The following is a 13234-nucleotide window of genomic DNA, read 5'->3' on the forward strand; positions in this document are numbered from 1 at the left end:
AAGTAGGGGTGGTCAGCTCGCGAGCTGGTGGGCGGCGGCACGCCGGGACGCGTTGATGCGTCCGCCGCTGTGCCGGTTTCCCCCCTGCCGGTTGCCGGTTCGCGGCCGGGGCAGTGCGAGTTTGTCCAGCACGTCCAGGGCGGCGGCGTGCTCGTTGAACGTGTAGAGGTGGATGCCGGGTGCTCCGGCGTCCAGGGCGGCATTGGCGAGGTCCACCGTGGCGCTGACGCCGATCCGGGTCCGTTCGGCGTCGGTATCGGCAGCGGCGAGGCGTTCGATGAGTTCCGGCGCCGGTTCCACTCCGGTCAGTTCGCCGAGGCGGGCGAGCCGGCGGAGGCTGGTCAGCGGCATGACGCCCGGAATGATCGGGATCGTCACCCCGGCCCGGCGTGCCCGGGTCAGGAGGTCCGCGTACTGCTCGGCGTGGAAGAAGACCTGGGTGATGGCGAAGTCGGCGCCGGAGCGCTGCTTGGCCAGTAAGACCTCGACGTCGTGCGCCTCACTCGGGGATTCCGGGTGCCGGGTCGGGTAGGCGGCGACGCCGACCGCGACCTTTCCGGCGCACAGCAGCGCCGACCGGCGCTGCTCCACGCGGCGGATGAGTTCGATCAGGTCCTGGGCGTACCGGAGCGAACCCGGCGGCGGGGTTGCACCGTCCTTGGGCTGGTCGCCGCGCAGGGCGAGAATGCCGCGGACCCCGACGTCGAGCAGTTCGCCGATGATCTCCGCCAGTTCCTCCGGGGAGTTCCCCACGCAGGTCAGGTGGGCCAGGGGTCGCAGCGTGGTTTCCTGCACGAGCCGGTTGATGAGCTCGACGGCGGTGCTGCGGTTGGAGCCGCTGGCGCCGTACGTTACCGACACGTAGTCCGGGTCCGTGGCTTCGAGTTCGCCGATGGTGGTCCAGAGCGATTCGGCGGCCGCGGCCGACCGCGGCGGGAACAGCTCATAGGACAGCGCTACGGGAGCCGCGCCGGCCAGATTCGGATGGGGGTCAATAAGGCTAGGTGGTGACATTTGCGTCCTTGGCTGTGAACACTGCCGGAAGTACCCGGAAAAACGGGTCCCGCCGCCAATGAAATGAGTTTGGGGAACACGGAGGAAACTCCTGCAGGGCGCAGTCGCGACTGGTACGCCTGATACGAAGCTGTCCGTGAGCAAATGTCAGGCCCACATGGGGGCACCCACACCCTCCTGGGCTGCCCGCGAAATTTTTCCAAGGGCCGTCCTTCAGCGGAGGATCGCTGACACGTTACTGAGGTAACTTGTATAGAACTCTAGAGGCCCGGCACGGCCCGCTTCAAGTCGGCGTCCGAATTAAGACGCACCTTTACGGCTAATTTCCGGGCGGGGCAGAACAATGTTCGCCGGAGAGGTTGATTCCGTTGCTGCGCGGCCCTGTCCTCCGGCCCCTCCCCATCGACCCTGCTCAGGACTATCCTTTTGCCATGATTCAGCTACCAGCCAGCTACCAGGAGTACCTCGCCGGCAAGAGCGAGAGCTTCATCAACACCGTCCGGCCCGTCCTCATGCAGTCGGCCGCGGAAAAGACGCACGGGGTGCGGGTGTCCTACAACCGCGGCCCGACCGGCCACCAGGCGCATCTGGACGAGACCATCCCGTTCGGGACGGTCATTGAGGATATCGACTGAAACCTGTCTGGCACGCGGGAGCCTCACGCCTCGAGGGCGTCAGCCCTCCAGGAGGAGCCGTTGCGAGCGGGGTGCCAGGGTGTGCTCCAGGACTAGGCAGGCTGCCCCGACGGCGCCGACGTCGTCCCCCACGCCCGTGCCCACGACCTCGACGCCGTGGATCTTCCGGGTGGCGCTGTTGGCCTCGACGAGTCCGGGAATCTGCTCCAGATAGGCCGCCGACAGGCACGCCCAGAACGGGCCGCCGAACACCACGCGGTCCACGTCCAGGGCATTGGTGACGACCGAGACTGCCCGGGCCACGAGAACAGCGGAACCGGCGATGATGTCCATGGCTTGCTGGTTTCCGCCGTAGGCGAGTTCGCACAACTGGGCGAAGCGCTCCTGGACTGCCGGCGCACTCCGGTCCTCGCGCGAACCGTCCAGCACCCCGGCAGCCTCGGCCTGCGCCACGAGGACCTGCGGAATGGCGGAGACCTTCACGCAGCCACGCTGACCGCAGTCGCAGAGGGCGCCGTCCGGGTCCACGACGATGTGCCCGATTTCCCCGGCGTTGCCCGAGACCCCGCGGACGACTTCGTCATTGAGGACGATCCCGCAACCGATCCCGGTCCCCATGTACATGAAGATGAAGCTGCCCTCGCCGCTCGGGCCGCCCGCCCAGGTTTCTGCCACGGCTGCGCTGGTCACGTCCTTGTCCATCAGGGTGGACAGGCCGGTGGCTTCGGCGAGGGCGTCCCGGAGCCGGACGTTGTCCCAGCCGGGCAGCAGGGGCGGGTCCACCACCGCGCCGTCGTTGAGGTCGATAGGGCCCGGGGAGGCAACCCCCAGCCCGGCGATCCGGGCCGGGTCCACGCCGGATTCGGTGATGAGGCCGGTGATTTCGGCTGCGATGGTGTCAATGACCGCCCGGGGATCGCTGCCGGGCGGGGTGGCGATCCGTGAATGTCTGACGACGGCGCCGAGCAGGTCCAGCAGGACGAAGGTGACCACAGCCGGGTCCAGGTGGACGCCCACGGCGTACATCCCGGCGGGATTCAGCCGGAGCATGGTCCGCGGCTTGCCCGGGCCGGTGCCTTCCTTCCCGGCCTCGACGATCAGGTGCTGGTCCAGCAGCCGGCGGGAAATATTGGAGATGGTCTGCGGCGACAGTCCGACGATCTGGGCCAGCTCCACACGGCTCATGCCGCCCGGCGCGCGCCGGATGGCGTCCAGGATGACCGTGAGGTTGAAATCACCCATCTTGGGGAGGTTGGTCCCTCGCCTCGACGAAGGTTGCCGGATCTCGGTCACTGATACCTCAAAACGTCATTGGCCCAATACAGCAGTTATCTACAGCAGTTGTCAGAATCGTACGTTAAGTGCAGGCGTGCGCCCACACATCCGCCTTTCGGACACAATGTTTCACCCTCACGGCCGTCGGGTGCTGGCCGTCACGGTGAACTTCGGATTCCTGCCGACCTCGCGTGTCGGACCGATCAGCCGTTCGAGTGCCGGCCGGTAGTGCAGGTGGCTGTTGAACACGGTCCAGAGCTCCCCGCCGGGGGCGAGCACCCTGCCGGCCGCTTCGATCAGCTTGATCCCGGCGCCGGAGTGGACGGCCGCCTCCAGATGGAAGGGCGGGTTGAGCAGGATCAGGTCCGCGCTGCCCGCCGGCAGGGAGCTCATCGCGTCGTCCTGGAGCACATCGATCCGGTCCTCCAGGCCGTTGGCGCGGGCCGTGGCGAGGGCTGAGTCGACCGCGGCCGCTGACCGGTCCGTGGCGGTGACGCGGGCGCCGGGGTTGGCGCGGGCGTACATTGCGGCGAGGATTCCGGTGCCGCAGCCCAGGTCCACCGCATGGGCGGCGTGCGGCATCCGGGGCAGGAAGTCCAGCAGGAACCGGGTCCCTATATCCAGCCCCGTGCCGGCGAAGACGGCGCCCCGGGCACAGACTGTCAGCCCGAGTTCCTCGTTCACCTCGGTGACCGGGAACGGCGGGGCGTCCGCGACCGGCTTGGGGCGCCGGGCCAACAGGACCCGTGACTTTTGCCGGGCCAGCTGGGGCTGGACGTCCTCGAAGTAACGCGCCAGCACCGCGTTCATGCCCAGGCTCATGTGCTTGACGCGCCCGCCTGCCAGCAGCACGACGTCGGGCGCCGCGTAGCGGGCGACGGCGTCGGCGATTTCCTCCAGTTCGGCCAGGGACCGGGGCAACTGCAGCACGACGAGCGAGGCGCCCTCCAGCAGCCGGGCGCCCAACGGGAGCTGCTCAAAGCCGGCCTCGAGGGCCAGGGCCTCGGCGTTGGCCCGCAGCGCCCGCTCACCGGTGATGAGGTCCTGGTGGACGCGGACGGCTGGCGCCCCCGTCCCCACGGAGTCCAGCGTCAGCAAGCCCAGCATCAGGGCACCCAGGGTCACGGCACCGTACCGGTCCCCCACAACCGCAAGCCGTCCCCCGGGCTGCAGCAAACCGGCCGCCTGCATCTCAAGGGCAGTGTCCAGCAGGAGTCTGTCCGTGGCGTCCCAGGCCTGCAGGTTGGCGGCCTCGACATCCGGGAATCGTCTCAGCCGGGCAAAGAGTGAGTCCAAGTTGGTGTCCGCCACGCGCGTTGTGCCGCCGTTTCTTCTCGGGCTTGGGTGATGAGCTTCCACGTTATCCCGAACCGGCCAGCAGTGTGACGATCCCGGCGACGGCGGCCCGGCCGGCACGGTTGGCGCCGATGGTGGACGAGGACGGCCCGTAGCCGACCAGGTGGACCCGGGGCTCGGCCGCGACCCGGGTGCCGTCCATCGCGATGCCGCCGCCCGGTCCGCGCAGGTGCAGCGGGGCGAGGTGTTCGAGTTCGGCCCGGAATCCCGTGGCCCACAGGATGACGTCGGCGGCCAGGAAGCTGCCGTCGGCCATCCGGACGCCCCCGGGCTCGATTGCGGTGAACATGGGGTGCCGGTCAAGGACGCCGCGCGCCGCGGCGGCGCGCAGGGCCGGCGTCCAGATCAGGCCCGTCACGGAGACCACGCTCTGCGGCGGAAGGCCCTGGCGCACCCGCTCCTCCACGAGGGCGACGGCGTCGTGGCCGGCTTGCCGGTCGAACGCGGCCTCGCGCCAGACCGGTTCCCGACGGGTGAACCAGGTGGTGCCGGTGACCCGGGAGATTTCATCGAGGAGCCCGACGGCCGAAATCCCGCCGCCGACCACAATGACATGACGGCCACGGAATTCGTCGGCGGAGACGTAGTCGGCGACGTGCAGTTGCCGGCCGCGGAAGCTGGCCTGGCCCGGGTAGATGGGCCAGAACGGCCGGGTCCAGGTGCCGGTGGCGTTGATGACGGCGCGCGCGGACCACGTGCCCCGGGAGGTGGTGATGGTCAGCCGCCCGGCGGGATCCGTGTCCTGCCGGCTCACCGACTGCACTTTCACCGGCCGCTCGATCGCGAGGCCCAGGTCGTGTTCGTACCCGCCGAAATAGCGGGTGAGGAAACTGGAACTGGCCTCGGCAGGATCGACGTCGGGCTGCGGGAGGCCCGGAAGGTCGCTGATGCCGTTGACCGTGGCCATGAGAAGGCTCTTCCAGCGGTGGCGCCAGGCCCCACCGGGGCCGTCCTCGGCGTCGAGCACGATGTACGTCCCGGCGGGCCGGGCATCCGCCGCAGGCCCTCCGGTTCCGCCCTGGGCAGAGCCCGGGCTGGGGGCAGCCGCGACGAAGCCGCGTCGCTGCAGGTGGTAGGCCGCCGACAGCCCGGCCTGGCCGGCGCCGATGACGACGACGTCGGCCGGCTGCACCATCTTAGGGGTAATGGTCCCGCCCCCGGTCAGATCTTTTTGACGACGCTGGACTTGAGTTGCATGGGGCCCACACCGTCCACCTTGCAGTCGATGTCGTGGTCGCCGACGCCGTTCACGAGGCGGATGCCGCGGACCTTGGTGCCGACCTTGATGACCGTGGAGCTGCCCTTGATCTTGAGGTCCTTGACCACCGTGACGGTGTCGCCGTCGGCGAGGACGTTGCCGACGGCGTCCTTGATGACGGCCTCAGCCGGGGTTTCGGCGTCCGTGTCAGTCTCCGCGGACGCGGACCATTCGTGCGCGCACTCCGGGCAAACCAGGAGCGCCCCCATCTCGTAGGTGTATTCGCTGGAGCATTCGGGGCACGGGGGCAGGGAGTCGTTCACGTCCCCAAGTTTAGTCGGCTCTTTCGGTCCGCTCTTTCAGCCGGCTCTTTTGGTCGGCTCTTTTGGTCACCCCGGGAGCGCTGCCTTAGAACGGGTTCAGCAGCCGGTCCACGAACTGCCGGGTGCGTTCCTCCCGCGGGTTGCGCAGCACGGTGTCCGGGTGGCCGCGTTCAACCACTACCCCGCCGTCCATGAAGATGACCTCGTCGGCCACCTGACGGGCGAACGCGAGCTCGTGGGTGACCACCACCATGGTCCAGCCTTCTTCCGCCAGTTCTTTGATGACGGCCAGGACTTCGCCGACCAGCTCCGGGTCCAGGGCCGATGTCGGCTCGTCGAAGAGCAACAGCTGCGGGCGCAGGGCGAGTGCACGCACAATGCCCACACGCTGCTGCTGCCCGCCGGAGAGCTCAAACGGATAGCTGTTCTCCTTGCCGGCCAGCCCGACGCGGGCCAGGAGCTCGCGGGCTTCCTGAACCGCCTCGGCCTTGGGCCGCTTCTGCACCTGGACCGGGCCTTCGATCACGTTCTCCAGAACGGTTTTGTGCGGGAAGAGATTGTAGTGCTGGAAGACCATGGCGCTGCGGTCCCTGAGCCCGTAGACCTGCTTTTTCGCCATCGGCGTGGAGAAGTCGACGGTCAGTTGCCCGGCGAACTCCGCGACGCCGGCGTCGGGCACTTCAAGGCCGTTGAGGCACCGCAGGACAGTCGTCTTGCCCGACCCGGACGGCCCGATCAGCGTGACCACTTCGCCGCGGCGGACGTCCAGATCGATGGACTTCAGCACTTCGTGGTCGCCAAACGACTTCCGTAACCCTCGGACGGTCAGCAGGGCGGCGTCCGGGACAGACTCGCCCGGAAGCGGGGATTCAGTGGGCGACATAGCGGTCCAATCTCTTCTCCAGTGCGGATTGTCCGCTGGCCAGGACGAGGCAGATGATCCAGTAGATCACGGCTGCCTCCAGATACAGCAGCATGAATTCCTGGCTGAAAGCCGCCACTTGCTGCGCCTGGCGGAACAGCTCGGTGACCAGGATCAGTGACGCCAGCGAGGTGTCTTTGACCAGGCTGATGAAGGTGTTGGACAGCGGCGGGACCGAGACCCTCGCGGCCTGCGGCAGGATGATCCGCACGAGGGTCTGGCGGCGCGACATTCCGATGGTGTGGCCGGCCTCCCACTGCCCCTTGGGAACAGAGAGGATGGCGGCCCGGATAACCTCCGCCGCATAGCCGCCCACGTTCAGGGAGAACGCGATGATCGCGCTGGGCCAGGGACTGATGGTGATTCCGACGGACGGGAGCCCGTAGAAAATGACAAACAGCTGGACCAGGAGCGGGGTCCCGCGGATGACGGAGATGTAAATCCGGGCGACCGCCGAGACCACCCGGTTGCGGCTCAGCCGCATGAGCGCCACCAGCAGGGCCAGCAGGAGGCCCAGGCTGAACGAGGCCAGCGCCAGCGGAATGGTGCCGGCAATCGCACCCGCCAGGAGGGGCCCCAGCGAGGACCACACGAGTTCCCAGTTGATGTTCATGCCCGGACGCGGCGTTCCTCGGCGGTCTCCACGGGGCTACTTCGAGACGTCGGCGTCGAAGTACTTCTGGGAAATCTTCGCCAGGGTGCCATCGGCCGCGAGCTCGCCGAGGGCCTTGTTGATGGCGTCGGTCAGGCTCGTTGATCCCTTGCGCAGGGCGAAGGCGCTCAACGACTTGTCCGTCGTCTCGGCGGCAATCTTGATGCTGTCATCGTGGGACGTCTTATGGGAGTCGAGGTACGTCAGTTTGTCGTTGATGGTGGCATCGACACGGCCCTGTTTGAGCAGCGTGATCGCCTGCGCCCACCCCTCCACGGCCTCGACGTTCGCGCCGCTCTGCTGCGCCAGCTTGTACCAGTTGCTCGTCAGGGACTGCGCCGTCGTCTTGCCCTGCAGGCTGTCGAAGGACGTAATGCTGTTGTTGTCGGCCTTGGTGACAATGACGCCGGTGCTCACCGTGTAGGGAGTGGAGAAGTCGTACTTCGCCTTGCGCTCGTCCGTGATGGAAATCTGGTTCGCGACGACGTCGAACCGTTTGGCGTCAAGGCCGGCAAAGATGGCGTCGAACTGCGTTTCCTGGAAAGCCGGCTTAACGCCCAGCTTGTCGGCGACGGCGTTGATGATCTCCACGTCATAGCCGGTCAGTTCGCCGCTGCCGTTGGCGTGGAAGGAGAACGGCTTGTACGTGCCTTCCGTGCCGACCTTGAGCACACCGGCGCTCTTGACGTCACTCAAGGAGGTGTCTGCGCCGGCCGCCGGGGCCGAGCTGGCCGGGGCGGTGGACGCCGAGCCGCACCCCGCCAGGGCGAGTCCTGCTGCGGCGATGAGGCCAATTACGGAAAGTCGTGTGCGCTTCATGATGGTCCTTCGTAGTGGAGCCGGAAAAGGCCTTCCAGCTAAGCTGCGGGGCGGCCGTCTCCTAGCGACGATAGCAAGGACCGGCCCGGGGTGGAGACCCTAAATGACGGTATGTGACGAGCGTTCATGAGACGGTCTTGACGGATACGACCGCTACGGGCATTCAAGCTATGGGGGGTAAAGCGGGTACAAGAAAGGGAACCACCGTTTCCGGTGGTTCCCTTAGTTGGTGGAGCTGAGGGGACTCGAACCCCTGACCCCCTGCATGCCATGCAGGTGCGCTACCAGCTGCGCCACAGCCCCTCATTTGCCTCGCAAGTTCCGTCCTCGCTGAAGCAACCTGAATAGCCTAAACCACAATCGCCGTCCGCGCCAATTGGCGCGCCGAACCGTCACTTTCCTGCACGCAAGCATAAAAAAATCCGCCGGAATCTTTCGATTCCGGCGGATTCTCCGGTGGAGCTGAGGGGACTCGAACCCCTGACCCCCTGCATGCCATGCAGGTGCGCTACCAGCTGCGCCACAGCCCCGAATTTTCGCTGCTCCGACCACCTCTACCGAGGTGCAAAGTTCCGGTTCTTTGTCCGGATCTCTCCGAAGCAACTCAAATATCTTAGAACAGCCTTTCCGAAAATTCCAAATCGGGCATATTCGGCTCTGTTGAGCTTCCGGCGGCCCGGGCGGTACGGGGGTTGCTACTCGGCGTCGGTGGCTGCGGTGGCCTTGGCGGAAGCGTCATCGCCGAGCTGGAGATCGACGACGGGGCAGTCCTTCCAGAGGCGTTCGAGGGCGTAGAAGACGCGATCTTCCTCGTGCTGGACGTGGATGACGACGTTCGAGTAGTCCAGCAGCACCCAGCGCCCGCCGGAGCGGCCCTCGCGGCGCACGGGCTTCTGGTCAAACTTGGCGAGCTCGTCCTCGATGCCGTCCACGATCGCGTTGACCTGGCGTTCGCTGGGCGCCGAGGCGATGAGGAAAACGTCGGCCAGGGCCAGCCGTTCGCTGACGTCCAGGGCCACGATGTCCTCGGCGAGTTTCTCCGAGGCAGCGCGGGCTGCGTGGCGGGCGGTGGTGATGGATGAATCGGTTGCAGTCACGGGACTCCTTGTAGTGATGAAAATTCTTGTGATGAAACTTTGTGGTCAAAAGATGAACTCAAAAGCTGAACTGAAAAATCCGGGCTGAGGAAGCGCCGGTGGCGGAGGCTGCAAGCGAACCGCTGTGGCGGAGACAACGGGCCTCGTAGCTGGAACGCTCCCCCTGCGCTGACGGCCTCGCGCGGACGGTACCGGCCCCTAGTGGGCCAGCCCGGTGACAATCAGCGTGATGCCGGCGATGAGCGCGACGATCCCCAGGGCCAGGACGCCAAGCTGGATCATGCGCAGGCGCCGGGCCCGGCCCAGTCCCGCGGTCGCCGCATCCAGGGGATCCAGGCCATAGGCGGCATTCGCTGCCACGGGCTCCCCGCCCACCAGGCTTTCGTCGGTCTCCCCCGCAGCAGTCGCAGCCGTGGCTGGTGGCTTGACCGTTCCTGCCTTAGTGGCTGCTTCCGCCCGGGCCAGCACGCCTGCCCGGCCGGCGGCAGGACTGGCGGCCCGCTGGCGGGACAGTCCGGGGCGCCGGAGGCCGGGTTTCCGTGGCGCGTCCACCCGGGGACCCGGGTTGGTGACCACCGGAACATACGACGTGGCAGGGCGCTTCATGACGGGCCGCTCCACGCCGGGAACCTTCTCGAATTCCAAAGGTGTGACCATGGCCAGATTGTTGGCCGTGGTGGGATCGTTGCGAGGCGCCGCGGGCTGGCTGTTTTGTTCTGCGAGCTTCTGCTTGGCGGCGGCACGGCGGTTAAGGATCGCAACGCGTTCGGCCAAGGCGATCTGCTCGGCCAGGACGGCCGGATCAACGGCGTCGGGATCCGTGGCCGTGATGTGCTCCATCTTGGCCATCTGGTTCAGGGCCTGCGCCGCGAGGAGCTCGCGCGCGGCCAGCGCCTGCTCCACAGTCATGCCCTCGGGCGTCTTGCCGCCGGGCCCGACGCCGCCACCGGCAGCCTTGGGCGCCCCGGCGCCGGTGTCGTTTCGCGGCGTGTCCTTGCCGGCGGCGTCTTTAGGGGCGGCGTTCTTCTGAGCTGGGTCTTTCCGGGCGGCGTCCTTGCCGGACGGGGAAACCACCGGGGTGGCCCGGGTCCGCGGTGAGGCCGGGACAATGGTGTTGGCCTGGGTGGCCGGGGCGGTTTCGGCGGCCAGCTGCAGGAGCCGCAGCTGGCGTCGCGTGGGCGGTCCGCCTCCGGCCAGGTGGCCTTCCTTTTCAGCGAGTTCCTTGATGGTGCGCAGCGCGGCACGGTCCCGGGCACGGACCTGGGAGGACCGCTCCGCGCCGGCGCCCACAGAGTCCACGGGAGCGTCGGCTACCCGGCGGATACGGCCGGTGGTTTCGGCCTCGGTCGGCTCGTCCGGTGCCGCAGTGTCCAGGCGTTCATCTCTGGCCTGCCGCAGTTCGCGGCGGCTGCGGATGGGAGGCTGTTCCTGACTCATGGCAAACTCATTCAGTGCTGGCTGGTTGGGTTATCTCGAAGGCTGGATCATGCTGTGCCGGATCAAGCCCCGCCGCGTCGTTTCCGGTGTTGCTGGTCCCGGCGTGTCGGCTGTCGAGGCGGACCGCCTCGCGGGGAGCGTCATACAGGCCATACTTTGCGATGTATTGGACCACCCCGTCCGGCACGAGGTACCAGACGGGATTTCCTTCGGCCACCCGGGTGCGGCAATCCGTGGAGGAAATGGCCATGGCCGGGACCTCGAGGAGGCTGACGTCCTTGCGGCCCATGCCGTCCAGGACGTGCCCGGGACGGGTTACACCCACGAAATGCGCGAGGGACCAGAGTTCATCGATGTCCTTCCACGACAAAATCTGGGCCAGCGCGTCCGCGCCGGTGATGAAGAAGAGATCGGCATCGGGGCGCAGCGTGCGGAGGTCGCGCAGGGTGTCGATCGTGTAGGTCGGGCCTGGTCGGTCCACGTCCACCCGGCTCACGGTGAAACGGGGGTTCGAGGCCGTGGCGATGACGGTCATGAGGTACCGGTGCTCGGCTTCGCTGACCTTCTTGGCCATCTTCTGCCAGGGCTGACCGGTGGGAACAAACACGACTTCGTCGAGCTCGAACTTCGCCGCGACCTCGCTGGCCGCGACAAGGTGTCCGTGATGGATGGGATCGAACGTGCCGCCCATCACACCCAGACGCAGGCGGCGCTGGGCGCCGCGCTGCCTCATGGTGGCGGAAATATTAGTGACCCTGGCCGTGGTCGTGCTTGTTCGGGTGCTGACGGTGCGGATCCGAGTGCTCCTCGACGGCCTCGTGGCGACGGCCCAGGTTGGAGTAGGACAGCGTGATCAGCAGCAGGACCACCAGGACCGCGAACATGGAGCCGCCAATGACAAACGGCGGTGCGATGAGCGGCGCGAGCTCCTCGTTGGCTGATGCGCCGGCTGCGGCGACGAAAGTGGCGATCTGCTGCGACAGCATGTTCTCCCCTAGTGAGTTCAAAATGTGACGACGGCGGAGGTGTCCGCCGTCCCGGTCTTCCGTTCCATGTTACAGCGTTGCTAGCCCCGGATCTGGCCCTCGCCCTGCACGATCCACTTCGTGGTGGTCAGCTCGGTCAGTCCCATGGGGCCGCGGGCATGGAGTTTCTGGGTGGAAATCCCCACCTCGGCGCCGAGGCCGAGCTCCCCGCCGTCGGTGAAGCGGGTGGAGGCGTTCACGATCACGGCCGCCGAGTCGACGTCGGCGATGAAGCGTTCGGCGTTGGCGAGGTCGTTGGTCAGGATCGCTTCCGTGTGGCCCGTGGACCATTTGCGGATGTGCCGGACGGCCTCGTCCAGGCTGTCCACCATGGCCACGGCCAGGTCCAGGTCCATGTATTCGGTGGCCCAGTCTTCGTCCGTGGCCGGGACGGTTTCGATCGACGCCGGCAGCGCGGCGCGGACGCGCTGGTCCACGTGCAGGGTGACCCCGGCCGCCCGCAGGGCGGCGGCGACGGCGGGCAGGACGGTGGACTTGGAGTGCACCAGGAGCGTTTCGACGGTGTTGCAGACGCTGGGCCGCTGCGTCTTGGCGTTGAGGAGGATGTCCACGGACATTTCCTCGCCGGCGGACGCATCCAGGAAGATGTGCACATTGCCCTCACCGGTCTCGATGACCGGCACGGAGGAGTTCGTCACCACGGCCTGGATGAGCTCGCGCCCGCCGCGGGGAATGAGGACGTCCACGCGGCCGCGCGCCCGCATGAGCGCGTTGGCGCCGTCGCGGCCGTACTGGTCCACGCTCTGGACGGCGTCGGCGGGCAGGCCCACCGATTCCAGGGCATCGCGGAGGATCGTGACGAGGGCGGCGTTGGTGGCAGCGGCGGCGGATCCGCCGCGCAGGATCACGGCGTTGCCGCTCTTGAGGGCGAGGCCGGCGATATCGACCGTGACGTTGGGGCGGGCCTCGTAGATCGCGGCCACCACACCCATGGGCACGTTGATCTGGCGGAGGCGGAGCCCGTTGGGCAGCGTCTGGCCGCGCACCACGTTCCCTACGGGGTCCGGCAGGGTGGCGAGGTTCTCGAGTGCCGCGGCCAGGGCTGTGATGCGTGCATCGCTCAGGGTCAGGCGGTCCAGGAGGGCGGCACCGGTGCCATTGGCCCGGCCGGCCGCAACATCCTTGGCGTTGGCGGCGAGGATCTGGTTCTTGTGTTCCAACAGCGCCTTGCCGATGGCGCGCAGGCCGCGGTCCTTCCAGGCCCGGTTCGCGTGCGCCATCTTGCGGGCAGCCTTGCGGGAACGGTCAGCGATTGCGTGGACGGCAGCTTCGACGTCCGCTGCCGTGGCCGGGGCTCCTGCGGGTGCCGGATCCGGCGCCGCGGCGAACCCCTGGGCGGGCACGGTGGTGCCGGCAGTGTTCTCAGCAGGCGCGTCGTCAGAAGGCAGGTCGTCAGAAGGCAGGTCGTTAGAAGGCAGGGCGGCGGAAGTCAGGGCCTCAGTCATACGTCCAGTTTAGGC

Annotated in this window: 14 protein-coding genes and 2 tRNA genes; 1 reads left to right on the forward strand and 15 read right to left on the reverse strand. The window is 67.5% G+C overall.

The annotated features are described in order from the left end of the window. Positions 1-12: 12 nt before the first annotated feature. Entirely contained in the window at positions 13-1014 is a 1002-nt protein-coding gene (locus BLR03_RS14190) for a methylenetetrahydrofolate reductase (RefSeq protein WP_091253637.1), read from the reverse strand. A 431-nt stretch (positions 1015-1445) separates the two neighbouring features. On the opposite strand from BLR03_RS14190, the gene BLR03_RS14195 reads away from it, so the two are divergent. Next, on the forward strand, positions 1446-1649 hold the full coding sequence (locus BLR03_RS14195) for a hypothetical protein (RefSeq protein WP_091253639.1): 204 nt from the start codon (positions 1446-1448) through the stop codon (positions 1647-1649). Between the two features lie 39 nt (positions 1650-1688). Here BLR03_RS14195 and BLR03_RS14200 read toward each other — a convergent pair whose 3' ends face one another. From BLR03_RS14200 to BLR03_RS14265, 14 genes are all read right to left on the reverse strand, one after another. Next, positions 1689-2891, reverse strand: coding sequence for an ROK family transcriptional regulator (locus BLR03_RS14200; protein WP_091253641.1), 1203 nt, complete (start codon positions 2889-2891; stop codon positions 1689-1691). A gap of 168 nt (positions 2892-3059) precedes the next feature. Beyond that, a complete protein-coding gene (locus BLR03_RS14205; protein WP_091253644.1) occupies positions 3060-4235 on the reverse strand; it encodes a class I SAM-dependent methyltransferase in 1176 nt (391 codons plus the stop codon). 49 nt (positions 4236-4284) lie between these two features. Beyond that, on the reverse strand, positions 4285-5415 hold the full coding sequence (locus BLR03_RS14210) for an NAD(P)-binding domain-containing protein (RefSeq protein ID WP_091253647.1): 1131 nt from the start codon (positions 5413-5415) through the stop codon (positions 4285-4287). A 26-nt stretch (positions 5416-5441) separates the two neighbouring features. Beyond that, positions 5442-5801 (reverse strand): zinc ribbon domain-containing protein YjdM, encoded by a 360-nt coding sequence (locus BLR03_RS14215; RefSeq protein WP_091253650.1) that lies wholly within the window; start codon positions 5799-5801, stop codon positions 5442-5444. Between the two features lie 85 nt (positions 5802-5886). Continuing rightward, entirely contained in the window at positions 5887-6684 is a 798-nt protein-coding gene (locus BLR03_RS14220) for an amino acid ABC transporter ATP-binding protein (protein WP_091253653.1), read from the reverse strand. Beyond that, a complete protein-coding gene (locus BLR03_RS14225; RefSeq protein ID WP_175460558.1) occupies positions 6671-7336 on the reverse strand; it encodes an amino acid ABC transporter permease in 666 nt (221 codons plus the stop codon). The genes BLR03_RS14220 and BLR03_RS14225 overlap by 14 nt, the downstream gene beginning before the upstream one ends. Positions 7337-7372: 36 nt before the next feature. Further along, on the reverse strand, positions 7373-8194 hold the full coding sequence (locus BLR03_RS14230) for an amino acid ABC transporter substrate-binding protein (protein WP_091253656.1): 822 nt from the start codon (positions 8192-8194) through the stop codon (positions 7373-7375). Between the two features lie 227 nt (positions 8195-8421). Continuing rightward, positions 8422-8497 (reverse strand) — tRNA-Ala (locus BLR03_RS14235). 154 nt (positions 8498-8651) lie between these two features. Then, positions 8652-8724: transfer RNA gene (locus BLR03_RS14240), tRNA-Ala, on the reverse strand. Positions 8725-8889: 165 nt separating this feature from the next. Continuing rightward, positions 8890-9291 carry a ribosome silencing factor gene (gene rsfS, locus BLR03_RS14245; protein ID WP_091253659.1) on the reverse strand — a complete coding sequence of 134 codons (402 nt, stop codon included), beginning with the start codon at positions 9289-9291 and terminating at the stop codon, positions 8890-8892. Between the two features lie 198 nt (positions 9292-9489). Continuing rightward, positions 9490-10728, reverse strand: a complete 1239-nt coding sequence (locus BLR03_RS14250; protein ID WP_091253662.1) for a hypothetical protein — start codon at positions 10726-10728, stop codon at positions 9490-9492. Positions 10729-10735: 7 nt separating this feature from the next. Next, positions 10736-11461: a nicotinate-nucleotide adenylyltransferase gene (gene nadD / locus BLR03_RS14255; RefSeq protein WP_091253665.1), complete on the reverse strand. Its 726-nt coding sequence runs from the start codon at positions 11459-11461 to the stop codon at positions 10736-10738. A 13-nt stretch (positions 11462-11474) separates the two neighbouring features. Further along, complete coding sequence (locus BLR03_RS14260; protein ID WP_091253668.1) at positions 11475-11714, reverse strand: hypothetical protein; 240 nt, start codon at positions 11712-11714, stop codon at positions 11475-11477. Between the two features lie 80 nt (positions 11715-11794). Beyond that, the gene (locus tag BLR03_RS14265) at positions 11795-13219 is read right to left on the reverse strand and encodes a glutamate-5-semialdehyde dehydrogenase (protein ID WP_254788499.1); all 1425 of its coding nucleotides are present in this window, start codon (positions 13217-13219) and stop codon (positions 11795-11797) included. Between the last annotated feature and the right edge of the window lie 15 nt (positions 13220-13234).

This window comes from Arthrobacter sp. ok909 (assembly GCF_900104405.1).
In the GTDB taxonomy this organism is placed as follows: Bacteria; Actinomycetota; Actinomycetes; order Actinomycetales; family Micrococcaceae; genus Arthrobacter; species Arthrobacter humicola.